Below are 25,181 nucleotides of genomic sequence, written 5' to 3' on the forward strand. Positions count from 1 at the left end.
TAACGTTTTCTTCAGCATATTTGCCACTAAAGCAAAATTAGGACGACGACCAATATGATAGGCAATAATCTCTCTATTCGCCAAATCCATCATAGGAGACAAATAGAGCTTTTCATCACCCACTATTTTACCACTTATGAAAATGCCTTCAGCTTGCAATTTAGCTCGAATCATCCAATAGCCATCTCGCCCATCATTTTCCTGATGAATAGCGAAAATGTTAGGTTGGCGAATAAGCCCATTGGTACCGTATTTTTCAAAACGTTGCAACCACATAACAACAGAGGAATGCAAAGAGATGGAGAAATAATCTGCCACTTCCCTAACACCCATACGGTTATCTAAAATATGTTGAATGACATGAAACTTAAAAGAAGATGTGTAATGTTTACCCATAACAAAATCTGCACCTTTAATTAGTTGGTTGGTTTGTCCAACTTTTAGGGTGCAGATCATATTTTATAAGCTTATCTTTTAACGCCACGCTTTAAATTGGTTAATTAAACCGTTAGTAGAGCTGTCGTGGCTGGTAATTTGTTCCGCATTTTGTAACTCAGGTAAGATACGATTTGCTAATTGTTTGCCTAACTCTACTCCCCATTGGTCAAAACTGTAGATATTGAAAATTACCCCTTGTACGAAGATCTTATGTTCATACATTGCAATCAGCGCTCCCAAAGTGAACGGTGTAATTTTTTGCACTAAAATTGAGTTTGTCGGTTTATTACCGGTAAATACTTTAAACGGTACGATGTCCGCAACGTCTGCTAAGTCCTTACCTGCCGCCACAAATTCCGCTTCAACAGTCTCTTTTGATTTACCGAACGCAAGTGCTTCTGTTTGTGCAAAGAAGTTAGATAATAGTTTTGCATGGTGATCGCCCACCGGATTATGTGTTTGTGCCGGTGCAATAAAATCACAAGGAACCAGTTTCGTACCTTGGTGAATTAATTGATAAAAAGCGTGCTGACCGTTAGTACCCGGTTCACCCCATACAATTGGGCCGGTTTGGTGTGTTACCGGACTACCGTCACGACCGACAAATTTACCGTTTGATTCCATATTACCTTGCTGGAAATATGCCGCAAAGCGATGTAAATATTGATCATAAGGTAATAATGCTTCGGTTTCCGCACCAAGGAAATTACTATTCCAAATACCAATTAACGCTAATGTTGTCGGGATATTTTGCTCAATCGGCGCAGTACGGAAATGGTTATCCATTGCATGAGCGCCCGAAAGCAATGCTTCAAAGTTCTCAAAGCCTAATGACAAGGCAATAGAAAGACCGATTGCAGACCATAAAGAATAGCGACCGCCTACCCAATCCCAGAATTCAAACATATTTGCCGTATCAATACCGAATTTCGCTACTTCCGCCGCATTTGTCGATAGTGCCGCAAAATGTTTTGCCACTGCCGCTTCATCTTTTGCCGCCGCTAATAACCACTCACGTGCGGTTAACGCATTGGTCATCGTTTCTTGGGTGGTAAAAGTTTTTGATGCAACTAAGACTAATGTTGTTTCAGGATTTACTTTTTTCAGTATTTCCGCAATATGCGTACCATCTACATTCGACACAAAATGCATATTTAAATGATTTTTATATGGCCGTAACGCTTCGGTTACCATATAAGGACCTAAATCCGAACCACCGATACCGATATTAATCACATCAGTAATCGCTGCACCAGTATAGCCTTTCCAGCTTCCAGAAATAATACGCTCACAGAAATCTTTCATTTTGACCAATACAGCATTCACTTCCGGCATCACATCTTTGCCATCCACTATTACTGGTGTATTTGAACGATTACGTAATGCCGTATGCAGTACCGCACGATTCTCGGTACGATTGATTTTTTGACCAGAGAACATAGCTTCAGTCGCAGAAGCTAAGCCACATTCACTTGCTAACTGACGTAATAAGTCTAATGTTTTTTGATTAATAGCATTTTTAGAAAAATCGACAAGAATTTGCTCTTCAAAATTTAAGTGATATTTATCAAAACGATTTGTATCTTCGGCAAATAGCTGAGGAATAGTTAAGTTATCTGCTTTATGCAGTTCTAAAGCAGACCAAGCTGCCGTTTGCGTTGGATTAATATTTTGCATATTAAAGGTCCTTTTGCTAATTAAAATTAAAAATGGGATTAATCTTTTGATTGATGTTTTTCAAGCTTTTCAAGACGTTTTTCTAATTCATTGAGCTTTTCACGTGTACGGAGTAATACTTGAGATTGAACGTCAAATTCTTCTCGGGTCACAATATCAAGTTTAGCTAATTGGGCTTGTAAAATTTGTCTAAATTTTTCTTCAAGATCATTACTGACATTTTTTAAAGGCTGAGGTAATGCATTATGGAGTTGCTGAGCCAAGGACTCAAGGTTCTTTGGATTTAACATTCACTTTCTCCTTATAGAATAGCATTTAATTTTAATTAATTTTTGGCTAAATCTAAAGGAGAGAATAAGAATAATTAGGAATAAATCAAAAATAAAAAACAAATATTAATAAGATAAGCTTTAGATAATAAGAAGGATGGCTGGGGTACTAGGATTCGAACCTAGGGATGCCGAGATCAAAACCCGGTGCCTTACCGCTTGGCGATACCCCAAAAGAAAAAAACTAACATTTAGTTAGCTTTATTATGCGAAATGAAATGGCTGGGGTACTAGGATTCGAACCTAGGGATGCCGAGATCAAAACCCGGTGCCTTACCGCTTGGCGATACCCCAACACTAATTTTTTGTAAGACCATGAATGGTGCGGGAAGAGGGACTTGAACCCACACACCTTGCGGCGCCAGAACCTAAATCTGGTGCGTCTACCAATTTCGCCATTCCCGCAAAATGGTGGCTACAGCGAGATTCGAACTTGCGACCCCAACATTATGAGTGTTGTGCTCTAACCAGCTGAGCTATGTAGCCATTTTTCATTTTTTGCGTTTACCTCATCGGCTTACGGGGTGTATTATGCTGATTTTATTCCGCTTCGTCAAACATTTTTTTAAGAAAAGTGGAGAAATTTGATTATTTGGCTACACATTGCTCACTTTGTCATAAAAACAACTAAAAACTGCTTATTTTATAATAAGTTATAGAATGCTACTTTGCATTTTTCATCTTAAATTTAAGCCTAACGAGAGCTGTGTCTATATCAGGAAATTCATTTTCCCATAGTTTAAAAGCAAAAGCAGCTTGTCCAACTAACATTCCTAGCCCATCTTGATAACGTAGAGCGCCGCAAATACGAGCATAATTTAAAAATGGTGTCTGCATATTAGGCGCATATTGCATATCATAAACTGCAGCGCCTTTTAAAAGGCGAGCAGCAATAGGTACATATTTTCCTTGTAAACCTAATGATGTTGCATTAATGACCAAATCAAACTCTTGTTCAGCGATTTGTTCTAGTGAAGCGGTCTGAATGTTTCCATATTTTACAAATTTTTCTGCTAAATGAACCGCTTTCTCTAAGGTTCGATTATAGATAGTAATCTGCTGTTTCGCTTTTAAAAGAGGAAAAAGTACACCTTTAGTCGCACCGCCAGCACCTAAGATAAGCACACGTTGATTAGGTTCTAGCCAACCTAAACGCTCCAAATCCGAGCAAAGCCCAAAGCCATCGGTATTATCTGCATATAAACGCCCGTCATCCAACTGCTTCAATGTATTACACGCCTCAGCTAATAAACACCCTTCACTATGCTCATCCGCTAATTTAAATGCACGCTCTTTAAATGGCGCTGTAATATTTGCACCTTTAGCACCCTCTGCAAAAAACAGCTTAAGTTGCATTTCAAATTGCTGCTCATCGCCTAACTTAGCCATATAACTAATATCACGCCCTGTCTGTTCCGCAAATAATCGATGAATTTGTGGAGATTTGCTTTGCGCAATCGGGTTTCCCCATACTGCATAATGATTCATGCTTATTATCCTTGTCTAAAAATATGTTGTGTAAAAATATCCCGAATTTCAGAAGGATTGGTTTTCCCTCCCGTATCAGCTTCTAATACCGGAAAATCCGTTCCGAATTGTAATTTTACTTCTTCTGCCGTTCGGCATGGTTCTTGTCCGGTTAAATTGCAACTGGTCGAAGTTAGAGCAAATCCGATACGTTCACAAAGCTCAACAACAGCCGACACACGGCATAAGCGTACAGCAATCGTATCAAATTGCCCGGTCAAATATTGAGGCACTCCCTTTTTAGCGGGCATCACCCAAGTAATCGCCTGCTCGGAAGGCGTTTCAAAAATTTGCCAATGCACTGCTGTTAACTTACTCTCATCAACATAAGGAAGTAATAGATCTTTGGTTGGAGCAATGAGAATAAGCCCTTTTTCTTCCGGGCGTTTTTTTAATTTTAATAAAGCTCGCACAGCTGACTCATTATTAGGATTGCAACCTAGACCAAATACTGCTTCAGTAGGATAAGCAACCACTCTATTCTGTTTTAATTGCTCAACAATATTTTCTAAGTTATTCATTTTCTTTACTAAATAGATATTGGCATGACTTATTCGCACATAGATACATTGATTTTCCACGCTGTTTTTTGAGTGTCACGATTGAACACTGGCACTGAGGACAAGCTTTTGCTATAGGTTTAGCTGCCAAAGTAAACTTACAGCTAGGAAATCCGCTACAGCCATAAAATGTTTTGCCTGAGCGTCCTTTTCGCGGCACTAATTTATGCGTTTTGCACTCTGGGCAATCAAATTCTTCTTGTTCTTCCGCCTCATCATGTACAGTAAAATGGCACTCTGGATAATGACTGCAGCCAATAAAAATCCCAAAATTACCCTGTTTTAATTGCAAAAAATGTCCACATTCAGGACAAATTTCCGTTAAATCTTTAATTACGTGGTTAGTCTGATGTAGTGGTTTTATATAGTTACATTGCGGATAACCGCTACAGCCTAAAAATAAACCTTGTTTCCCTCGCTTAATTTGTAATGCAGAACCACAATCAGGACAAAGTTCTACTTGTTTCGTTGATTTAAAAATACTCATTAAATTAATTCAAACTCAATCACAAAAAAGTCATTATCATTCGGATAAATATCTCTGATGACTTGCTTCAGCTCTGCTAGCGACATATTTTCTTGTTTAGCATGCTGTTCATTTAATTGCTCGAAATGAATTGGCGTAACGGAAATCACTCGAATATGCGCAAAGAAACGATTAGTTTCATTAGTAAAAACCTTTAGTTCTTGCTGAGGTTGAAAATAAGATTCGGATTTATCTCGAATGGTAATAGTTTTCTTACCGGCTAAAATATCAGCCTCGAAACGGCTAAAAAAAGTAATATTATTCATATTCTGCATCATTGTAGTCTATGTCCATTAAATGGCTAAAGTGATCATTATAAAAGCCTCTGCTAAGCATAAAACGCCACATTTTCTGTTTAGCTTTGATATCCCAGACAAGCGGTCGTTTTTTCTCAAAAATTTGCTCGGCAAGTATAAACCAATCAGTCTCGGCATTATCCAATTCTTGGCTTATCAGCCAATCTTTAATCCCTTTGAGCTTCAACTCTTGTTTTAAACGACGAGGCCCAATTCCTTGTTGTGAACGGTAACGAATAAAACTGGCACAATAGCGCTCATCGCTTTGCCAATTATTCGCTTGCGCTCGTTCGATAGCCTGTTCAATTTCCTCTTGATTATATTCCTTTTGAACTAATTTTCGTCGTAAATCCTGTTCACTATAATCACGTTTGGAGAGTAAATATAACAGATAATTTATTGCCGTGTAGTTAGCCATACTTAAAATCATTCAATATAAAAAACAAATGCGGTTTCTACCTTCGCAGAAACCGCATTTTTTACTATAGTTCTTCTTCGTTAAACTCTTCGTCTTCAAAGTCATTCACATCATCAGCATCTAGCACATTTTGTTCACCTGCTGATGTTTTTTCCGGTGTTGAAATGAGTAACTCACGAATTTCTTGTTCAATTTTGTTTGCAATCTCTGTGTTCTCTTTTAACCATTTGATTGCATTATTTTTACCTTGACCGACTTTCGTTCCTTCGTATGAGAACCATGCACCAGCTTTTTGGATAAAGCCGTTCGCTTCAGCCAGAATCAATAGTTCATTCATACGTGAAATACCTTCGCCATACATAATGTCGAATTGAACTTCACGGAACGGCGGTGCAACTTTATTTTTCACAATTTTCACTTTCGTTTCGCTACCAACCACTTCATCGCCATCTTTTACTACGCCTGAACGGCGAATATCTAAACGAACCGAAGCGTAGAATTTAAGTGCATTACCGCCGGTTGTTGTTTCCGGATTACCGAACATCACACCGATTTTCATACGAATTTGGTTGATAAACACCACTAAACAGTTAGTCGCCTTAATGTTTGCGGTTAACTTACGTAATGCTTGTGACATTAAACGTGCTTGTAAGCCCATATGAGAATCGCCCATATCACCTTCAATTTCCGCTTTCGGTGTTAATGCAGCAACCGAATCCACAATAATCACATCAACCGCACCGGAACGAACTAACGCATCACAAATCTCAAGCGCTTGTTCACCGTTATCCGGCTGAGAAATCAATAATGCATCGGTATCCACGCCTAATTTGCGTGCATAAACCGGATCAAGTGCGTGTTCCGCATCGATAAATGCACAAGTTTTACCTGATTTTTGTGCTTGCGCAATGACCGATAAAGTTAGCGTTGTTTTACCTGAAGATTCCGGACCATAGATCTCAACGATACGTCCCATCGGTAAACCACCGATACCTAACGCAGCATCTAAACCGATTGAACCGGTTGAAACCGCTTCAATATCAAGCGCTTGCGTATCACCTAAGCGCATGATAGAGCCTTTACCAAATTGTTTTTCAATTTGGGCAAGAGCAGCTGCTAATGCTTTTTCTTTTTGTTCCGGATCGATTTGTTTTGTTACTGTATTCTTTTGCGCTTTTTTATTGTCAGCTGCCATAGTATTGTCCTTTGCAAACTTTTTTGAAAAAACGACCGCTTGTCGTCAATTAACTGTGTATTATTATAGTGTTTACTTATACAGTTTCAAGCATTTTTTTACTGTTTTTCGATCTATCTAACAAAATTGATCGCCAAAATCGGTAAAGCTCTCTGTAAATCAAAAGGATTAAGCGCATTCACCATCATAATTTGTTCATACTGAGGCAAATCTTGCGGTGTTATTTGCACTAATTGAACTATACCCTCTTCAACCAGTTTGGTTAACTGCGTACCTTTTAATAGATAATCTTGCGAGCTGAACCATAGCCCTTTTCTGCTAAAAAGCAAATTTCCGATCGTACAATCGCTCACTTTGCCATTATTGATAATAATCACTTCATCCGCTTGCAGAGTTTTGAGCAAATCCAACCGCTTGCGATCGCTATATTTAAAACGGTAATCCAAATCCTCGACATAAACACATTGAAAAGTACTGATCTTACGTGGTGTATAAGGGAAAAATTGCTGCTGAAACTCGCTCGCATTGTAATCAATACGGCAGCGAACTCTTCCTTGCTGAAATTCATTCGGCACACAAAGCACATCGGCTAATTGCTGTTGCGGTTGTGTATGAAAATATTGCTTCATCGCACTTTCAAAGCGTTGCTGATGATAAGCTAAATTTTGCGGTTCGCCATTGATAATTGCAATCGTTTCAAACAATGGAAATCGGCACATAAACTTTCTCCAACAGCTCGTTATATTCATCACTTAATACGCTTTTCGCCGTAATGCCGCCACCACTACGAAACAGAAATTGTTCGCCGTTTTGCTCAATAAAACGAATCGCCACCGCACTTTCTAAATGTTTACCGTCAAAATAACCGAAAATACCGGTGTAATAACCTCGTTGCCCAATTTCTGCCTGTTGAATAATCTCTACAGTTTTCTCCTTCGGCGCACCGCTAATTGAACCTGCCGGCAAGAGTTTCGCTAGCAGTGATCCAATACTCGCTTGCCAATTTTCGTTTAGCTCGCCGCAAATTTCGGAACTGGTTTGATAAATCGCACCACGGTAGGTATTCACTTTTTCTAAATAACGATATTTCGTCACCTGAATATTCTGCGAAACTAACGCCAAATCATTGCGAATCAAATCTACAATCGTATTGTGCTCAGTAAATTCTTTGTCCGATTGCATCAGCTTTTCCGCCGCATTCGACTCATTCGCATTAATCGTGCCTTTCATCGGATAAGAGTAGATTTTATTTTGTTGAATCCGCACAAACGTTTCCGGCGAAAAACAGACAAACTGCCCTTTCAACCACAATTTATATTTTGCCGAACTAGCGAAAAACAACTCTTCTAAGCTGTAATTGGTCTGAATTTCAGTCGGGTAAGTCAAATTCAATAAATAACTGTTACCGGCTTGGATTTCCTTTTGAACAAGCTCAAAACCTTGCTGATAGGTTTCAAACGAAATGGGATTGATTTGAAATTCAAACGGTTTACGAACGTTTTGCGGCTGAACATTCGATTTGCAAAAAAAATCGAAAAACAGACCGCTTGTAGCGGTTTGTTCTAATGGGCAAATAATTGGCTTTTGCTGTTCAAAATCAATTAAAAAGAAAAACGGGCTTTTCTGTTGCCCGAGTTGATTGGCGGTTTGGATAAAATGTTGCATAAACTCAAAATGTGACAAATGTTGCTGTTATTCTAGGGGAATTTCCGCCAATTTAGCAACGTTCTTTCGCTTTTCATTTTTCGCCGGATTGCTATAATACTGTATATTTTTCTATTAGATTCAGGTTTACCTTTGTGATTATTGACGAAATATGGTTTTATGTGGCGATTGCCGTGTTACTGGTTATCGCTGTTTTTCTGTTTTTTCTGCAATCACGCTACCAACGTGATGCGTTTGAACTTTCGCAAGATTTGGCTAAAGCACAAGCCGATCTCACTCAAATTAACCAAAAACTTGAGCAACTTTCCGTTGAAAAAAATCAGATCGAACAATGGGCAATTCAATATAAAACCCAAGCCCAAGCCGGTATTGAACGAATCAACGAAAAAGAGGCACAAATTAACCGCTTACACGGCAAAATTGAAGAAGCGGAACAACAAGAACAGCAATTGGAACGCTATATCAATGAGCTGAAAGAGCGTATCGGTGCATTCCAAGCCAAGTCGGAAAGTTTAGAAGAGCAATTACAATTTAATCAAAATTTACTTTCGCATAAAGAGCATGAAAACCAATCGCTTGTTGCCCAACTTAGCCAAACACAAAATGAATTAACCGAATTGCGAACCTCACTTTCAGAAAAACAAGCGAATTTTGAAGCGCAACAACGTAATTTTATTGAGGTAAAACAACAGCTTAATGTTGAGTTTCAACATTTGGCACAGCAAATTTTGGAAGAAAAGGCCAAAAGTTTTACCGCCAGCAATCAATCTTCGTTAGATGCCTTGTTAAAACCGTTTAAAGAACAAATCGAGGGCTTCCAAAAACGGGTAAATGAAGTGCATAGCGAGTCGCTGAAAGGCACGGCAAGTTTAGAAGCTGAACTGAAACGGGTACTACAAATCGGTGTGTCGATGTCGGAAGAAGCACAAAACCTAACCAACGCACTGAAAGGCAACAATAAAATCGCAGGTAATTGGGGTGAAGTACAGCTTGAATCGGCACTACAGGCAGCAGGGCTATTAGCCGGTGAACACTATGTGGCTCAAGAAAGTTTCCGAAATCAGGAAGGCAAACGCTTTGCACCTGATTTTGTGGTGCATTTACCGGATCAAAAACACTTAATTATTGATAGTAAAGTGTCATTACTGGCTTATGATCAAGCGGTCAGATCCGAAGAAAATTTTGCAATTGCTCAAGCCCTAGATGAACATTGTAAATCGCTCCGTACCCACATTGACGGCTTATCGAAAAAGAATTACAGCAGTTTGCAAGGGGTGAAAAGCCCTGATTTCGTATTAATGTTCGTGCCGATTGAGCCAGCCTATATTGAAGCGATGAAGCACGATCCACAGCTGTTTAATTACGGTTATGAACGCAATGTAATTTTGGTTTCTTACACTACATTAATGCCGATTTTACGCACCGTAGCAAATTTATGGCGCATTGAACGAGGTAATGCAGAAGCACGCGAAATCAGCGAAAAAGCAGGCGAAATTTATAATCAAGTTTGTACCGTAGCCGACCGTTTAGCGAAATTGGGCAATACGCTGAATACGGTAAATAACCAATATAATCAGACCGTTACCTCATTGGTTGGTCGCCAAGGCTTAGTTGGTAAAGTAGAACGTTTCCAACAGCTTTCTGCTAAAGCTAGCCAAACGATGCCAGCGGTTGAAATGCTCACCAATGATTTTGATACCAATAAACTCACATTAATTGCAGAAAAGATTGAAGATAGTAATGAAGCAAACAATGATGAAAGCCACTAATTTATTAATTATCGATAACCACGATTCGTTTACTTTCAATCTGGTTGATCTGTTACGTAAAATCGGCGTGCCGGTGAAAGTGGTTTTAGTAGAACAATTAGTGCTTGATGAGGTGGAAAACTTTAGCCATATTCTGATTTCACCCGGCCCGGATGTACCGAGAGCTTATCCGCAAACTTTTGCAATGTTGGAACGTTTTCAGCAAACTAAATCGATTTTAGGCGTCTGTTTAGGTCATCAGACGCTGTGTAAATTTTTTGGTGGTGAGCTATACAATTTGAATGAAGTCAGACACGGGCAACAACGCCCTTTAATTCAAATTAGCGACAACCCGATTTTTAACGGTTTACCCGAGCGTTTTAATATTGGTTTATATCATTCGTGGGCTATTTCGCAAAAATCATTGGAAAATACACCGCTTGTTGCTACAGCAGTTTGTGATCAAGATATCTTAATGGCATTTAAACACCAACATTTGCCGATTTACGGCGTGCAATTCCACCCTGAATCTTTTATTACCGAATACGGTGAGCAAATGCTACGAAATTGGCTAAATGCATAACAGTGAAATTTTGATGTAAGAGAGATAATAGATTGCAGTCTAATATTAGCTTATTTTAACTGAGGACAATCCAATGAAATTAAAAGCTTTACTACTTACGTCTTTATTATTAGCTGCCGGTTATGCGAATGCAGAAACAGACCTGAAACCTGCGGTGTTTAAAAGTAAATTTAGCTTTCAGCAAACAGTAGAAACCTTAGAAGAGACATTTAAAGACAAAGGCATGATGGTCTTTGCAAAAATCGATCACCAAGCAGCGGCAAAAGCTGCCGGTCTTGAAATGCAACCGGCAACCGTGATTATTTACGGCACACCAAAAGCCGGAACACCGCTGATGGTGAAAGATCCAAGCTTAGCATTACAGTTACCTTTAAAAGTGTTAGTAACGGAGCCGAAAACAGGAGAAGTTGAAGTGATGTTAAATCGTGCGGAACAAGTTGTAGCCCATTCAAATACGTCATACCCATCGGTTGAAAACAGCTTAGCCAAAGCAGAAAAATTGATTGAAGCCACCGTAACAAAATAATGATTTATCTAAAAAATAAGGCAAACATACGTTTGCCTTATTTTTTTAACTTGAAAATTCAACCAAACCTGTCGGCTTACCTTCTTTGTTTATTGCTATCAATGAATGAATATGTTGTGCTTTCATCAATTCTTCCGCTTTGGCGATAAACAGATTTTCATCCACCGTTTTCGGATCACTAGTCATCAGTTCACCAGCTGTTTTATGCAGTGTTTCCGCACCAAATTTTGCTAACGCTCGGCGAATATCGCCATCGGTAATAATGCCTTCTAATTTATTATGCTGCATAATCACCGCAATACCCATTCTGCCTTCATTCATTATAGATAAACAATCGGAAAACGGGGTGTCTAATGTCGCTATTGGAAGCTGGCTATTCATCACATCACGCACACGATTCAGCAACTTACGTCCAAGACTACCACCCGGATGAAAACGAGCAAAATCCTCAGATTTAAAATCTCGTGCGTTGATCAAAGCGATTGCCAATGCATCGCCCAATGCCATTGTAACGATAGCTGAGCTTGTGGGCGCTAAATTGTTTGGGCAAGCCTCACGCTCTACATTGATATCAAGAATTACATCTGCGTGCTTACCTAACGTAGAAAGAGGATTTCCAATCATTGCAATAATCTTATTACCAAAGTTTTTCAGACTTGGAATCAGATTATTGACATCATCCGTTTCACCGCTGTTAGAAATCAAAATAACAACATCAATCGGCTTTAGCATTCCTAAATCGCCGTGAAATGCTTCCGTTGGATGTAAGAAAAAACTTGGCGTACCGGTTGAAGCGAGTGTTGCCACTATTTTCTGTCCCACTAGCCCTGATTTACCAATTCCTGTGACAACAACACGTCCTTCACAATTTAGTATCAACTTAATCGCATCATTAAATTCATCCGATAAGTGCTGTTGCAAGCGGTCAATTTCATAGCAATAATTACCAAGGGTTTGTTTCGCACTCTCTAAGTAATTCATAAAATCCTCTTAAACTATTAACAATTCAATATTTTTTGCTCGAATCTGCTCTCGCATTTCCTCGGGTAAATTGCTATCAGTAATAATCGTATGAATCTTATCTAGACCACAAACAATATTCGGGCTCTTACGTCCAAATTTGCTGGAATCGGCTAGCACGACCACTTTTTTTGCCGCATCACACATTAAAGAACTGACTTTATATACTTCATTAAATGTTGTTAAACCAACATCCAAATCAAAACCATCAGTACCAATAAACAATGTATCAAAAGTTGAGCTTTTGAATGCCAATTCCGCAAAATAGCCGTGAAACGATTCTGATTTTTCACGGTAAGAACCGCCGGAAATCAATAAATTATAGGATTTGTTCAGCTTTACAATTTCACGGAAGATGGTTAAACAATTCGTCATAATTGACAAATTGGTCAGATGCGTCAAGTGAGGAATTAATTGTAAAACCGTACTTCCTGCATCAAAAATAATAGAATCGCCTTCATTAATTAAACTCACGGCTTTTTTGCCAATTAACTGCTTTTTCACCAAATTAATTTCGGTCTTTTGCACTAAAGGCTTATCATCACGATCTTCCGCTTGTTTATTTTCAACGTGTTCTTCGCTCACTAATACCACACTGCCGTAAGTGCGTAACACTTTACCTTGGTTTTCAAGCGCAGTTAAGTCTTTGCGAATTGTCGCCCCTGTCAGCTGAAAATAATCTGATAATACATCAACATCTGTGCGACCATTTGAGGCTAAATAGGTTAAAATTTGTTGTCGTCTTTCATAGGGTTTCATTTTTATCTCCCAAACAAGCGGTCATTTTGATACATTTTTATTCAAGTTGCTTTAAATACTCAACCACATCAAGTAACGAGCTAAAACATCCGTCAGCAATGGCAAAACGCTCTTGTTGATAATTCGGATTGACGAGTAACGTTGTTAGGCTTGCCGCTTTAGCAGCAATCAGTCCCGTTACTGTGTCTTCAATCACTAAGCATTCGTGTTTTGGAACACCTAATTTTTCTACTGCTCGAAGATAAACTGCTGGGTGCGGTTTACCATATTCCTCATCGAAAGCTGTACATTGAATTTCAAAATAATTTGCAATATTTAAACGCTCAAATACGGCTTGAATCACTCGATTTGGTGAGGACGTTGCTACGGCTAAACGCAAATTTTTCGATTTTAAATAATCCAGTAGCTCATAAAGCCCTTCCATTGCAGTACCTTCTTGGGCTATTGCATAACAAATACGGTCTAAAATCGCTTCTACCAATACTGTGTTTTCAACTTTCAAATTAAAACGTTGTATCCAAATATCTGCAAGCTGATCAACTCGAGTCCCCCGAGTGTATTTTTCACAATCTTGTTCGGTAATCGTGACACCATATTTCGCCAGCTCGATGATTTGTGCTTCTGTCCATTGTGGTTCAGAATCAATCATCACGCCGTCCATATCAAAAATGACGCTTGTAATATTCATACCAATAAATCCTCGCTATTATCCCACGTTTAATTCTGTTTCAAAATGAAAACTTTTGCAAAATTTCATTTATTTTGAACCGCTATACGATGTTGAAAGTGCTATCTTTAAGGCAAATTGTGAACGCTTGTCAGTTGGAAATACCTTTTCAGGCACAATTTCATCTAAATGCAATCCGATTACTTCGACTAATTTTTGTGGACGAGCAAAAATAGAAAAGCCTTTCATACAAAGGCTATCAATCACTTTTTTATCATCATCAAAAGCAAGCACTACTACAGATTTAGGGTTAAATCGACCACTATTTCTACCGACAGTGATTTTACCTTTGCGGCTAATTTCCATAAATGCTTGATTAAACGCATTCACTTGTCGCCACCCTAAAAAAATTTGTAACAGCCACATTGCGATTGCAAGGGTTATCAGTGCTGTGGTTGAATCCATCTTTATTTCCTTTAAAAAAGTAAGCGGTCGGATTTTAACAAAACTTTACAAAAAATGGGTAAAGTCCAACCGCTTATTGGTTAAAACATTACCTGACCACCAGTAATATTAATTGATTGACCGGTGCAGTATGATGCTTCTTCACTCGCATAGAATTTCAACACATTCAATACATCTTGGTAATCACAACCACGTTTTAGTGGTACTTTGTCAATATAAACTTGCTCAACTTCACTTTCTGGAATCCCTAATTTTTTCGCATATTGTGGAATAAGAGATTGGAACATCGGTGATTTAAGCAGATTGCCTAACATTAACGAATGAACGGTAATACCTTTATCCGCTAAATCTAAAGCAAGCGACTGAGTTAAACCCACGCCACCAAATTTTGCCGCACTATAACCTGAGTTATATTTGCTACCCACTTTACCTGATTTTGAGTTAATTTGGATAATGCGACCTTTAATACCATCACGAATCATCAAGCGAGAGAAATGTTTCGCACTTAAGAAATAGCCCGTTAAATTTACTTTGACTGAAAGATCGAAATCTTTAATATCAAAATCCCAAATTGGAGAAGCTTTTGCCGTACCGGCACTATACACTAGCACATCGGTACGACCGAATGCGTCATCCGTTACTTTAGCCAAAGCCTCAACACTCACTTCATTGGTTGCATCGACTTGTACACCAATTGCATTACCCACTCCTTGTTTCGCATTAATCACGTTCGCTACATTTTGTGCGTTCTCACCATTTAAATCCGCAACCACCACACGGTAACCCACATCCGCTAAACCTTCAGATAAAAATGCACCTAATGTTTGACCGCCGCCAACAACCACAGCTACTTTTTTTACGCTACTCATAATTTGTATCCTCTAAATTTTTAATTTGAAATCTTGATTTGTGCTTATGCACGTTTAATAACTAAAGTTGAATTAACTGCTAAATTTTTAGGTATTTCGCCCGTAAGATGAATCGTTCCGGGATATTCTGCAACGTTAGCGCCATCAAAACGGAAAGTAACGTGTCCAAGTGCATCAAGATTATCTGATGCGACATCGCCAACAGCGGTAATCGGATAAGCAACACCATCAAACTCAGCAATATCGCCCACCCGTAAATTCTCCGATAATGCATTATGACTATGAATAAAACAGTAATCTTCTAAATCGGCAGGAGCGCCTTGCTTGAAGGTAATCAGCATATTTTCCGCTACAGCATCACGAGCAAAATCACCAATTTTGGTAAATGTTGTTTGATAAATAATCGTCATCTGAAATTCCTCTTCGTTTTTTTAACCGTTTTATGGAAACAAGCGGTCTATTTTGTTAAATTTTTTGCAAATCTAACCGCTAGCCTAATCTCTAGTGATAAATGAACGCTGATACCGCCCAAGCAAGTAATACTGTCGGAGCGCCTGTTAAGAAGCGACTCACTAATACTGATGGCACACCGACACGGACGGTATCTTGTTTTGCTTCAGCCATTGAAAGCCCGACCGGGATAAAATCACAGGCAGCTTGTGCGTTAATGGCAAATAATGCTGGTAGAGCTAAATGAGGCGGAATGTTGCCTAAACCAATTTGCGTACCGACTAATACACCGATAACCTGAGCAATAACAGCTCCCGGCCCTAAGAACGGCGAAAGTAGAGGGAACGAACAAATTAAAGCCAGAGTGACCAAACCAATCGGACTATTTGCTAACGGGGTTAAGCCCTGTGCAATAAAGTCTCCTAAACCTGATGCAATGATGATCCCAATCAAAGCGGACACAAACGCCATAAATGGTAATATTGTTTTTAATACCGTATCGATCGTATCTCGCCCCGCTTGGAAAAACAGTGCAGCAACTGCTCCCATTCCCATCCCGATTTTGGCGAGTAAACCATCACTTTGCTCGGTGATTTTTTTCGTTGAATCGTATTCTTTCGCACCACTTGTTTCAGCTTTTGCTGCTTCAGATTTCGAGGTTTCAAGTTCAGCAGATAATGAATCATCAGCGTCAACTAAATAAATGTTGTTTTCTTTCACAGCGGAAACATAAATATCCTCTACAATAAATTCAGCTAAAGGACCTGATTTCCCCGTAGCATGAATATTAATAGTCGGAATATGACGTTTTGGATATAAGCCACAGCGTAATACGCCACCGCAGTCAATAATTGCGATACCAATTTCTTCTGCTGGCGGCTCGCCGTCTTTAAAACCGTCCACCGCTTCCCAACCAGTTAATTCCACAAGTTTATTTACAATCGCCGGACGAGAACCGCCGGTCATATACAACACTTTTTTTCCTTCCACCACAGGGAGAGTTAAAGGACCTCCCCAACCACCATTACCTTTTTCGATATAAATTGCTTTGTTACTCATAATCAGTTCCTTTTATAAAATTTTCATTTTGAAAATTTATCTTTAACAATGGATTAGTGTGATAAATTCACCGTACGATCTAAGGTAATCCCCATCCGTTTCTCAAAAAATGCAGTGGTAAAGTCAGTAATCCAACCACGGAAGAAATTAGTAAACATTCCCACTAACAAATAACTAATTGCTAACGGACCAAGCGGTAAACTTAATGTTGTTAAACCGTTTGCAATACCTAAATAAACAAACAATTCTCCGGGGTTAATATGTGGAAATAAGCCATTCATTGAATGGCAACTATAAGAAGCCACTGCGTAATAACTTGGTTTATAACGTTCTGGCAGAAAACGACCTAAGCTTAATGTCATTGGGTTACAGAACACGAAAGTCCCTATCACCGGTAAAATTAAATAGCGGGAAATCGGGTTACCCGCACTGCGTTGTGCAAGACGTTCGATTCGTTCCTGCCCAACAAATTTAATTAAAGCGTTCATTACAACTAATAGTGAAATGAGCAGCGGTAAAATGCCAGTCATCATTCCGACAAGTGTTTCTCCCCCTTTCTGGAACAAGCCGATAAACCACTCTGCACCATGGGTAATTGCTTCGATCATAAAGACCTCCAATATTTAAAATAAAAGAATCTATTTCATTCCAAATCTGGAACGGAGCAAATAATACATTTATTTTTCAAAATAAAATGTGATCAATCTCACAAAACAGAAAATAATTTATCAAAATAAAATAAAACAAAGCACAAAATGAAACAAAATTCTATAAAATCATTTCAAACACAAAAATTGATAGAAAAATGCTATATAAGGCAATAATTAATTCCAAAAGTATTCAGAATGAAAAAGATATAAAAAAATGAAAATAACTAATTACAGAAAGAAATATCTAGCTGTTGTATGAGGAGTAAAGATGAGAGAAAGATTAGATTTGATAAAAATTACTAGACAAGTTTTTGAAAGAAGGATTCTTCTAAAGAAATGACAAGCGGTCAAACCTTGCAAAAAAATTGCGAAATTTGACCGCTTGTTTGTATCTAAAACAAAATAAGTAATCGGCTAACGCTTATAAATATCCTCACCGTTTCGGCGAGTTTTCAGTAAACGTAAAATCCACACGTATTGCTCCGGATTTTTTGTCACGAAATACTCAATCACTTTATTCATTTCTCGTGCGGATTGCACCAGATCGCCGGAGAATTCTAATGCCGGCAAAATTTCCATTTGATATATGCCCTTTTCCGCATTGTAAATCGGAAACATCGGAATCACGACCGCATTCGCCACTTTTGCCATTTTATTCAACCCCGGTAAAGTCGCTTTTTCCGTCGCAAAGAAATCGGCATAAACGCTAAGATCTTCACCGTAATCTTCATCCGGTAAGAAATAACCGACATCACCTTTACGCACATCATTTAAGAATTTCTTAATACCGTTTTGGCGAGTATGCATTTTGCCGCCAAATCGCTCACGGGCAATATTCCAAAGCCAATCAACAAGTGCATTTCGATGCGGATTATACATTGAAGTCATCGGAAATCCATGGGTGTACATCGCCACACCGGCAGCATCAATTGACCACGTATGTGGCACAAGCAAAATCACATTTTTGCCTTTTTCTCGAGCTTCTCTCACATATTCAAAGCCGTTAAATTCACAGCGTTTTTGTAAATATGCGGTTGAACGCAATGCTGTTTCGCCGATTGCCAGCATTGTTTGAGAAACGGTAATAAACATTTTCTCAATCACTTCCGCACGTTTTTGTTCCGACCACTCAGGAAAGCAATAGCGTAAATTCACATCAGCACGATGATACTGTTTTTTGCCTTTACGTTTTAAATAATTTGCAACGATTCGACCAATCCATACACCTAATTTATCACGCATACGAGCAGGTACATAAGCCAAAACAACCAGTACAAAGACACCAAGCCATACGCCCCAATACTTCGGATACAAAAATTCCGTTAAAAATTTATGTTCATACCCCTCTCGGGCTGTAATTCGATCTGTCATTAGGTTCTCTATTTCTTATCAATTAAATTCTTCACCGCCAAAATTACCCCAAGCCCAATAAATGCACCGGGAGGTAAAATTGCTAGTAATAAACCAGAGTCTAAGTGTAACACATCAATGCGTAAAGATTTTGCCCAATCGCCCAGTAATAAATCTAAACCGTCAAATAAAGTACCGTTGCCGATAACTTCACGCATAGCGCCTAATGCCACAAGGCTTAACGTCATCCCGAGTCCCATTGCAAAACCGTCAAAGGCAGAATGTGAAACCGAGTTTTTAGACGCAAAAGCTTCCGCTCGTCCGATGACAATACAGTTAGTCACAATCAGCGGAATAAAAATCCCGAGAGATTGATAAACCGGATAAGCAAAAGCATTCATTAATAATTGTACTGCTGTTACCACGGTCGCAATCACCATCACATAAATGGGAATACGAATATCATGCGGAGTAAATTTACGAAACAGCGATACTGTGCTATTGGTGCAAACCAACACTAATAATGTTGCAAGCCCTAATCCGAGTGCATTAGTAACATTATTTGAGACCGCCAATAACGGACAAAGCCCTAACAGCTGCACTAAAGCACCGTTATTTTTCCACACACCTTCAGCAAGCAAATTACGCCAAATTGACGGTTCCGCCGACGCGGTGGTATCGATTTCCGTCACCGGAATTTGATTCTCAGTATTCATATGATTATTTCTTATTTACAACTTGCAAAAGTTTCTAATTGTTCGGGAGATTTAGCCAGTTCAGTTACGATCCATTTTGCACTTTGGCGCACATTATTCACCACTGCACGGGGAGTAATGGTCGCGCCGGTAAATTGATCAAACTGACCGCCGTCTTTTTTTACCGCCCATAACGATTCATTTTCTAGGCTAAATAACCTGCCGCTAAAGGACAAAATCCAATCTGAAACACGTGTTTCAATCTTATCACCCAACCCCGGCGTTTCTTTATGTTCTAACGTTCTTACTCCTAGCACTTTGCCGTCCGGTTGAATCCCCATCAGCAAAACAATATTGCCTGAATAACCATCCGGTGCCGTTGCCTGAATAGCATAAGCGGTCAAATTTTCCGATTTTTTTGCAATATAAATACGGTTTAAATAAGGAACGTTCGGCAAATCCACCATTTTACAAGAACCAAGCAAATCATTATCGAAATAGGTTGCCGGTACAACTTCTTGTAAAAATTGGCGTTGCTGAGCAGTGGTCACCTCATCAATACGCCCTTTGGTGAGTACATAAACACCAGTCGAAACAGCTGTACAAATAAACGCAATTGCGCCTAATAATAACGCATACTTAACGGTAATTTTTGAGGTATTCATTATCTTCTGCTTCCATATAATCTCGGTTGAGTGTAGTGATCAATTAACGGTACGCAGATATTTGCCAGTAGCACCGAAAACGCTACCGCATCCGGATAATTGCCGTAATAACGGATTAAATACACAAATAAACCGATTAAGCCGCCGAAAATCAATTTACCTCGAGGTGTAATAGAAGCGGTTACCGGATCTGTTGCAATGAAGAAAGCACCAAACATCATTGCACCGCTGAAAAGCTGGCTAATCACATTTAAGTGTGTATGCGGTAACAATAAATCGGTTAGTCCGCTTAATAAAGCAAACATTGCTAACATCGAGACAGGAATTTGCCAGTGAATAATGCGTTTATAAATTAGCAACAAACCGCCGGCAAGAAACGTCAAATTAATTTGCCACCAACCATTTGCGAACAAGCCGCTAAAAATAGGCGATTGTAATACACCTTCAACCCCTAATTTCTGCATACTGGTTTTTGCACTGTCGAGCGGTGTCGCTTGTGCGATACCGTCTACACTCCCCAACAATTGATGTACACTAAAGCCATCACTAGTTACCCCAGAAAAAACTAATGAAATTGCGTCGCTTAATGTCGGCGGTTCATTTAATAAATCGATAGGCACCAGCCAGCCGGTCATTTGCACCGGAAAAGAAACCAATAATAACGCATAAGCGACCATTGCAGGGTTAAATAAATTCTGCCCTAAACCGCCATATACATGCTTTGCCAGTAATAGAGCGACGCTCACACCAATCACTACGATCCAATAAGGTGTATAAGGCGGAATCGACATCGCTAAAATCAGTGCCGTTAACAAGCCGCTCAAATCAGAAAGATAGAAAACGGTCGGTTTTTGACGTAATTTTGCAAGTGCGATTTCAATCACGACCGCCAGTGACATCGAAATAACCACCTGAATAAACACACCATAGCCGAAGAAATACCATTGCACACCCAATGCCGGTAACATTGCAACCATTACCCACAACATAAATTTCGCCGTTAAATTAGACGAATGGGTATGGGGAGAACTCACCATTTTAAACATCAAATCATTCCTTTCTCGCTTAAATTCTCGGTAAATGTAGATTAAATCGAATCGCTAACAAACGTATTAGAATCACAGTACTAACCGTAGCAATATCCACCCAACGGCTTTCTACACTGGCTGAATAGAACAACAGAAAAATCACGCCGCCAACCAAACTTGCCGTGACATACACTTCTTTTTGTAACACAATCGGCACTTCGTTACGTAAAATATCTCGAATCATACCGCCGAAACAGCCGGTTATTCCGCCTAATGCTATGGCAATCAATGGATGCAAACCGAAATCCAAACCTTTCTGTACACCAATAACGGTAAAAACGCCCAAGCCAATCGCATCAAAAATTAGCAGTCCCGTTTGCCATTCTTTCTTATTGATTTTATCCCTAAAAACAGCAGTAATAATTACCGCAAGAGTAATCATCAATGCATAGATCGGTTGTTTCATCCAAAAAACGGGGGTACTGCCGATCATCACATCACGCAGCGTACCGCCACCGACACCGGTCACAAATGCCAAAATGAACATTCCAAAAATATCCATTTTATGCTGACGAGCCGCCATTGCGCCTGATACGGCAAACACGATAGTGCCGATTAAATCCTGAATGAATAAGAACGACCACGGCTGTGCAGGTAATAAGTTGTCGAATAAATTAGTCATTTTGTATTCCCTGACTCATTTTTTTCGCTCTTGCTCTGGCAATTGCAGCTGCAACTGCTGCTTTACGTGGGTCTTCCGCCTCTGTGGCAGTTGCAACTTTTTCGGTATTTTCGACCGCTTGTGCCGCTTTTTTCGCTTTTGCTCTAGCTAGCGCTGCTGCGACCACTGCTTTACGTGGATCTTCCGCCTCTGTGGCAGTTGCAGCTTTTTCGGTATTTTCGACCGCTTGTTCCGGTGCTTGAGCAGCTTTCTTCGCTCTTGCACGTGCTAATGCCGCTGCTACTGCAGCTTTCTTAGGATCCGTTTCTTCAACCCTTTGTACCGAATTGACCGATAGATTTTCACTTGCCTCCGTTACCGCTTCCGCTTGTTTTGCCAAGCGTCTTGCTCTGCGTTGCGCCATTAATTCGCTATTATCCGGCTCGCCGTTTGCTTTAACTTGCACCGGTTCTACAGTTTGTGCTTCCGCTTTTTTCGCTTTGATACGTGCAAGTGCGGCTGCCACCGGATCCTCTCCAGCAGAACTTGCAATTTCTTCTCGGCGTTTATCCGCTGCTTGTGCGATACGTGCAGTTCGAGCATCTTTTTCTTTTTGTAAGCGAGCTTCTCTAGCTTCAAAACGAATTTTCGCTTCTTCCGCTTTTTTCGCTTTTTCCTCGATCTCCGCTATTTTGGCTTTTTCTTGGCGGAAATATTGAATCAACGGAATATAGCTCGGGCAAACATAAGCGCAAACGCCACATTCGATACAAGCGTCTAAATGATATTCTTTCGATTTATCGTGATCATCCGAACGAGCAAACCAATAAAGTTGTTGCGGCAATAATCCGACCGGACAAGCATCTGAACAACTTGAGCAGCGAATACAGCTACGCTCCGGCTCCGGCGGTGCATATTCAAAATGATCCGGTGCAATAATACAGTTTGCGGTTTTGGTAATCGGCGCTTGTAACGATTGCAGAATAAAACCAGTCATCGGCCCGCCTAAAAAGACCGGAAAACGGCTATCCGCTTGGTAATCCACTTGTTCCAATAAATGCTGAATCGGTGTACCAAGTCTTGCCCACACATTGCCTTTATTGCGAATTTTATCACCGGTCAGCGTCACTACACGTTCAATCAGTGGTTCATCGTCCATAACCGCACGTTTAACCGCAAATGCCGTACCGACATTGTGCATCACAATACCCATTTCGATGGTACGTTTACCTTGCGGAATTTCTAAACCAGTTAAGACTTGCACCAGTTGATCCGATGCACCGGAAGGATATTTGGTCGGAATCGGTTGAACATGAATATCATCCGAACCTTTTAGCGCTTTTTGGATCGCTTTAATCGCTTTCGGTTTGTTATCTTCAATCGCTAGTATCACCTCCTTTGGACGTAATACATAACGTAAAATGCGGATACCTTCGATCAATTCAGCGGTGTAATCTTGCATCAAGCGATCATCGCAAGTGATGTAAGGTTCACATTCCGCACCGTTAATAATTAATAAGTTACAACGCTTATCCGCTAAGCTTAATTTAGACGCGGTAGGGAACACCGCTCCACCCAATCCGGCAATGCCATATTGGTAAACTTTTTGGATAATTTGATCGCTTGTCAATGTTAAGAAATCATCAATCGGCTGGCGTTCTACCCATTCGTCTTTACCGTCCGTTTCAATAATTACCGTAACTTCCGGTAGTCCCGACGGGTGTGATGACACGTGCGGCTCAATCCCGAGTATCATACCGGATGTCGGACTATGCACCGGCAATTGACGAAAGTTGTCGCCTTTGGTTAATGCTTGACCTTTTAAAACTTTATCGCCAACATTGACTATTAATTCGCCAGCCCAGCCCGAGTGTTGAACCACAGGTACATAGAAAAACTTCGGTAAATGTAGGCTGCGAATCGGCTTTTGATTCGATTGCTTTTTATTCTCCATCGGGTGAATACCACCCGGGTATGTCCACAACTTACCGGTTTGTTTGGTTTGGCGAATACGTTCAAGAACTAAATTAGGATTAGGCATTTTTTCTTCCTTTTTCAGTTCCGATAATCATTTTTTTCTGCAACTCCGTAGTATTTACAATAGGGATAATCAGATTCTCATCAAACTGCCAATTCCAAGAACGTACGGTCGGCTTCACTTTAATCATTTCAATACAATTGGTCGGGCAAGGCGCTACGCATAACTCGCAACCAGTACATAAGTCCGCAATAATGGTGTGCATCGCTTTATTTGTGCCGATAATCGCATCCACCGGACAAGCTTGGATACACTTAGTACAGCCGATACACATATCTTCATGCACAAATGCAACCTTTACTTCCGGCTCTTCCGCCCCATCCATTGTTGGCACTTCAACGCCCATTAGATCAGCGATTTTCACCACTAACAGCTGACCGCCGGGTACACATTTAGTGATTTGGTCACCGTTGGCAATCGCTTCCGCATAAGGCTTACAGCCGGGGTAACCACACTGACCGCATTGACTCTGAGGCAACAATGCGTCAATTTGGTCAACAATCGGATCCGATTCAACTTTGAGTTTAATTGATGAATAGCCTAATACCGCCCCAAACACTAAGGCAATTACGGCAATGGCAATTAAGATGTAGGTAATAATTGGTAAGTCTAACATTAGATTTTCACCAATCCTGTAAAGCCCATAAAGGCAAGAGACATTAATCCGGCAGTGATTAAAGCAATTGAAGCACCTTGGAATGGACGCGGCACATCCGCCGCAACAAGGCGCTCACGCAATGCAGCAAAAAGCACTAAGACAAGCGAAAATCCAGCTGCCGCTCCAAAACCATATAGAACGGATTCAACCAAGTTATTCGCTAAATTTACATTCAATAATGCAACACCCAGCACTGCACAGTTGGTGGTAATCAGAGGTAAATAGATCCCAAGTAAGCGATAAAGAATCGGGCTGGTTTTATGAACGATCATTTCCGTTAATTGCACAATAACGGCAATCACTAAGATAAAGACTAAAGTACGTAAAAATTGTGCTTCAAGCGGTACTAAAATGAACGTCTCAACTAAATAAGCCGATAACGATGCCACCGTTAAAACAAAAGTTGTAGCCATTCCCATACCAATCGCAGTTTCTACTTTTTTCGACACGCCCATAAATGGACAAAGTCCTAGGAATTTCACTAGGACAAAGTTGTTTATTAAAGCAGTACTGATAACTAACAATATATAATTGAGCATAGAGTCCACAAAAAGAAAGGTTTAATTAAATATAAAACAAGCGATTGATTCTACGCCAAATTCTGCAAAAAACAGCAAAAATTTGACCGCTTGTAACATGCAAAAGCCAAAAAATTTCGG

General features: G+C 39.9%; 29 protein-coding genes, 4 tRNA genes and 1 pseudogene. 3 read left to right on the forward strand and 31 right to left on the reverse strand.

The genetic code is table 11. From position 1 onward, the window contains the following. The 15 genes and pseudogenes from C228_RS15130 to C228_RS0102655 form a co-directional block, all read right to left on the reverse strand. Positions 1-456, reverse strand: a pseudogene (locus tag C228_RS15130) (hypothetical protein); the annotation flags it as partial. An 18-nt stretch (positions 457-474) separates the two neighbouring features. Further along, positions 475-2,115 carry a glucose-6-phosphate isomerase gene (gene pgi, locus C228_RS0102590; RefSeq protein WP_018651148.1) on the reverse strand — a complete coding sequence of 547 codons (1,641 nt, stop codon included), beginning with the start codon at positions 2,113-2,115 and terminating at the stop codon, positions 475-477. Positions 2,116-2,153: 38 nt separating this feature from the next. Further along, the gene (gene ubiK, locus C228_RS0102595) at positions 2,154-2,405 is read right to left on the reverse strand and encodes a ubiquinone biosynthesis accessory factor UbiK (protein WP_018651149.1); all 252 of its coding nucleotides are present in this window, start codon (positions 2,403-2,405) and stop codon (positions 2,154-2,156) included. Between the two features lie 137 nt (positions 2,406-2,542). Then, positions 2,543-2,617 (reverse strand) — tRNA-Gln (locus C228_RS0102600). Between the two features lie 46 nt (positions 2,618-2,663). Next, positions 2,664-2,738: transfer RNA gene (locus tag C228_RS0102605), tRNA-Gln, on the reverse strand. Positions 2,739-2,764: 26 nt separating this feature from the next. Next, positions 2,765-2,849: transfer RNA gene (locus tag C228_RS0102610), tRNA-Leu, on the reverse strand. Between the two features lie 4 nt (positions 2,850-2,853). Beyond that, a tRNA-Met gene (locus C228_RS0102615) sits at positions 2,854-2,930 on the reverse strand. A gap of 177 nt (positions 2,931-3,107) precedes the next feature. Further along, the gene (aroE, locus tag C228_RS0102620) at positions 3,108-3,932 is read right to left on the reverse strand and encodes a shikimate dehydrogenase (RefSeq protein WP_018651150.1); all 825 of its coding nucleotides are present in this window, start codon (positions 3,930-3,932) and stop codon (positions 3,108-3,110) included. Between the two features lie 5 nt (positions 3,933-3,937). Then, positions 3,938-4,492 (reverse strand): L-threonylcarbamoyladenylate synthase type 1 TsaC, encoded by a 555-nt coding sequence (tsaC, locus tag C228_RS0102625; protein ID WP_018651151.1) that lies wholly within the window; start codon positions 4,490-4,492, stop codon positions 3,938-3,940. Continuing rightward, positions 4,485-5,018, reverse strand: coding sequence for a DNA topoisomerase family protein (locus tag C228_RS0102630; RefSeq protein WP_018651152.1), 534 nt, complete (start codon positions 5,016-5,018; stop codon positions 4,485-4,487). The genes tsaC and C228_RS0102630 overlap by 8 nt, the downstream gene beginning before the upstream one ends. Next, on the reverse strand, positions 5,018-5,323 hold the full coding sequence (gene yqfB / locus C228_RS0102635; RefSeq protein ID WP_026313159.1) for a N(4)-acetylcytidine aminohydrolase: 306 nt from the start codon (positions 5,321-5,323) through the stop codon (positions 5,018-5,020). Before yqfB ends, C228_RS0102630 begins: the two co-directional genes overlap by 1 nt. Further along, positions 5,316-5,771, reverse strand: a complete 456-nt coding sequence (gene recX, locus C228_RS0102640; RefSeq protein WP_026313160.1) for a recombination regulator RecX — start codon at positions 5,769-5,771, stop codon at positions 5,316-5,318. Before recX ends, yqfB begins: the two co-directional genes overlap by 8 nt. A gap of 64 nt (positions 5,772-5,835) precedes the next feature. Next, positions 5,836-6,966, reverse strand: a complete 1,131-nt coding sequence (gene recA / locus C228_RS0102645; protein WP_018651155.1) for a recombinase RecA — start codon at positions 6,964-6,966, stop codon at positions 5,836-5,838. 113 nt (positions 6,967-7,079) lie between these two features. Beyond that, complete coding sequence (locus tag C228_RS0102650; RefSeq protein ID WP_018651156.1) at positions 7,080-7,685, reverse strand: aminotransferase class IV family protein; 606 nt, start codon at positions 7,683-7,685, stop codon at positions 7,080-7,082. Further along, entirely contained in the window at positions 7,663-8,631 is a 969-nt protein-coding gene (locus tag C228_RS0102655; protein WP_018651157.1) for an aminodeoxychorismate synthase component I, read from the reverse strand. The genes C228_RS0102650 and C228_RS0102655 overlap by 23 nt, the downstream gene beginning before the upstream one ends. Positions 8,632-8,765: 134 nt before the next feature. On the opposite strand from C228_RS0102655, the gene C228_RS0102660 reads away from it, so the two are divergent. The 3 genes from C228_RS0102660 (at position 8,766) to C228_RS0102670 (ending at position 11,488) form a co-directional block, all read left to right on the forward strand. Continuing rightward, positions 8,766-10,400: a DNA recombination protein RmuC gene (locus C228_RS0102660; protein WP_018651158.1), complete on the forward strand. Its 1,635-nt coding sequence runs from the start codon at positions 8,766-8,768 to the stop codon at positions 10,398-10,400. Next, on the forward strand, positions 10,372-10,962 hold the full coding sequence (locus C228_RS0102665) for an anthranilate synthase component II (protein WP_026313162.1): 591 nt from the start codon (positions 10,372-10,374) through the stop codon (positions 10,960-10,962). Before C228_RS0102660 ends, C228_RS0102665 begins: the two co-directional genes overlap by 29 nt. Positions 10,963-11,035: 73 nt before the next feature. Next, the gene (locus C228_RS0102670; RefSeq protein WP_018651160.1) at positions 11,036-11,488 is read left to right on the forward strand and encodes a DUF302 domain-containing protein; all 453 of its coding nucleotides are present in this window, start codon (positions 11,036-11,038) and stop codon (positions 11,486-11,488) included. 45 nt (positions 11,489-11,533) lie between these two features. Here the strand turns inward: C228_RS0102670 and C228_RS0102675 are convergent, their stop codons facing one another. The 16 genes from C228_RS0102675 to rsxA form a co-directional block, all read right to left on the reverse strand. Beyond that, on the reverse strand, positions 11,534-12,469 hold the full coding sequence (locus C228_RS0102675; protein ID WP_018651161.1) for a KpsF/GutQ family sugar-phosphate isomerase: 936 nt from the start codon (positions 12,467-12,469) through the stop codon (positions 11,534-11,536). A gap of 9 nt (positions 12,470-12,478) precedes the next feature. Next, a complete protein-coding gene (gene srlR / locus C228_RS0102680; protein WP_018651162.1) occupies positions 12,479-13,267 on the reverse strand; it encodes a glucitol operon DNA-binding transcriptional repressor SrlR in 789 nt (262 codons plus the stop codon). 37 nt (positions 13,268-13,304) lie between these two features. Then, positions 13,305-13,955 carry an HAD family hydrolase gene (locus tag C228_RS0102685; RefSeq protein ID WP_018651163.1) on the reverse strand — a complete coding sequence of 217 codons (651 nt, stop codon included), beginning with the start codon at positions 13,953-13,955 and terminating at the stop codon, positions 13,305-13,307. Between the two features lie 69 nt (positions 13,956-14,024). Then, positions 14,025-14,399 carry a transcriptional regulator GutM gene (gene gutM, locus C228_RS0102690; RefSeq protein ID WP_018651164.1) on the reverse strand — a complete coding sequence of 125 codons (375 nt, stop codon included), beginning with the start codon at positions 14,397-14,399 and terminating at the stop codon, positions 14,025-14,027. Positions 14,400-14,479: 80 nt separating this feature from the next. Then, positions 14,480-15,268, reverse strand: a complete 789-nt coding sequence (gene srlD / locus C228_RS0102695; protein ID WP_018651165.1) for a sorbitol-6-phosphate dehydrogenase — start codon at positions 15,266-15,268, stop codon at positions 14,480-14,482. Positions 15,269-15,312: 44 nt separating this feature from the next. After that, on the reverse strand, positions 15,313-15,678 hold the full coding sequence (gene srlB / locus C228_RS0102700) for a PTS glucitol/sorbitol transporter subunit IIA (RefSeq protein ID WP_018651166.1): 366 nt from the start codon (positions 15,676-15,678) through the stop codon (positions 15,313-15,315). Between the two features lie 91 nt (positions 15,679-15,769). Then, positions 15,770-16,777, reverse strand: coding sequence for a PTS glucitol/sorbitol transporter subunit IIB (gene srlE, locus C228_RS0102705; protein ID WP_018651167.1), 1,008 nt, complete (start codon positions 16,775-16,777; stop codon positions 15,770-15,772). A gap of 53 nt (positions 16,778-16,830) precedes the next feature. Then, a complete protein-coding gene (gene srlA, locus C228_RS0102710) occupies positions 16,831-17,385 on the reverse strand; it encodes a PTS glucitol/sorbitol transporter subunit IIC (RefSeq protein WP_018651168.1) in 555 nt (184 codons plus the stop codon). A 456-nt stretch (positions 17,386-17,841) separates the two neighbouring features. Further along, positions 17,842-18,798 (reverse strand): lauroyl-Kdo(2)-lipid IV(A) myristoyltransferase, encoded by a 957-nt coding sequence (gene lpxM / locus C228_RS0102715; RefSeq protein WP_018651169.1) that lies wholly within the window; start codon positions 18,796-18,798, stop codon positions 17,842-17,844. An 8-nt stretch (positions 18,799-18,806) separates the two neighbouring features. Further along, positions 18,807-19,493, reverse strand: coding sequence for an electron transport complex subunit E (locus tag C228_RS0102720; RefSeq protein ID WP_018651170.1), 687 nt, complete (start codon positions 19,491-19,493; stop codon positions 18,807-18,809). 11 nt (positions 19,494-19,504) lie between these two features. Then, complete coding sequence (gene rsxG / locus C228_RS0102725; RefSeq protein WP_018651171.1) at positions 19,505-20,137, reverse strand: electron transport complex subunit RsxG; 633 nt, start codon at positions 20,135-20,137, stop codon at positions 19,505-19,507. Further along, positions 20,137-21,183 (reverse strand): electron transport complex subunit RsxD, encoded by a 1,047-nt coding sequence (gene rsxD, locus C228_RS0102730; RefSeq protein WP_018651172.1) that lies wholly within the window; start codon positions 21,181-21,183, stop codon positions 20,137-20,139. The genes rsxG and rsxD overlap by 1 nt, the downstream gene beginning before the upstream one ends. 19 nt (positions 21,184-21,202) lie before the next feature. After that, entirely contained in the window at positions 21,203-21,847 is a 645-nt protein-coding gene (locus tag C228_RS0102735; protein ID WP_018651173.1) for a trimeric intracellular cation channel family protein, read from the reverse strand. Further along, positions 21,840-23,867 carry an electron transport complex subunit RsxC gene (rsxC, locus tag C228_RS0102740; RefSeq protein ID WP_018651174.1) on the reverse strand — a complete coding sequence of 676 codons (2,028 nt, stop codon included), beginning with the start codon at positions 23,865-23,867 and terminating at the stop codon, positions 21,840-21,842. The genes C228_RS0102735 and rsxC overlap by 8 nt, the downstream gene beginning before the upstream one ends. Then, on the reverse strand, positions 23,860-24,480 hold the full coding sequence (gene rsxB / locus C228_RS0102745) for an electron transport complex subunit RsxB (RefSeq protein ID WP_018651175.1): 621 nt from the start codon (positions 24,478-24,480) through the stop codon (positions 23,860-23,862). The genes rsxC and rsxB overlap by 8 nt, the downstream gene beginning before the upstream one ends. Further along, positions 24,480-25,061 carry an electron transport complex subunit RsxA gene (gene rsxA / locus C228_RS0102750; RefSeq protein WP_026313163.1) on the reverse strand — a complete coding sequence of 194 codons (582 nt, stop codon included), beginning with the start codon at positions 25,059-25,061 and terminating at the stop codon, positions 24,480-24,482. The genes rsxB and rsxA overlap by 1 nt, the downstream gene beginning before the upstream one ends. Between the last annotated feature and the right edge of the window lie 120 nt (positions 25,062-25,181).

Source organism: Actinobacillus capsulatus DSM 19761 (assembly GCF_000374285.1).
GTDB classification, from domain to species: domain Bacteria; phylum Pseudomonadota; class Gammaproteobacteria; order Enterobacterales; family Pasteurellaceae; genus Actinobacillus; species Actinobacillus capsulatus.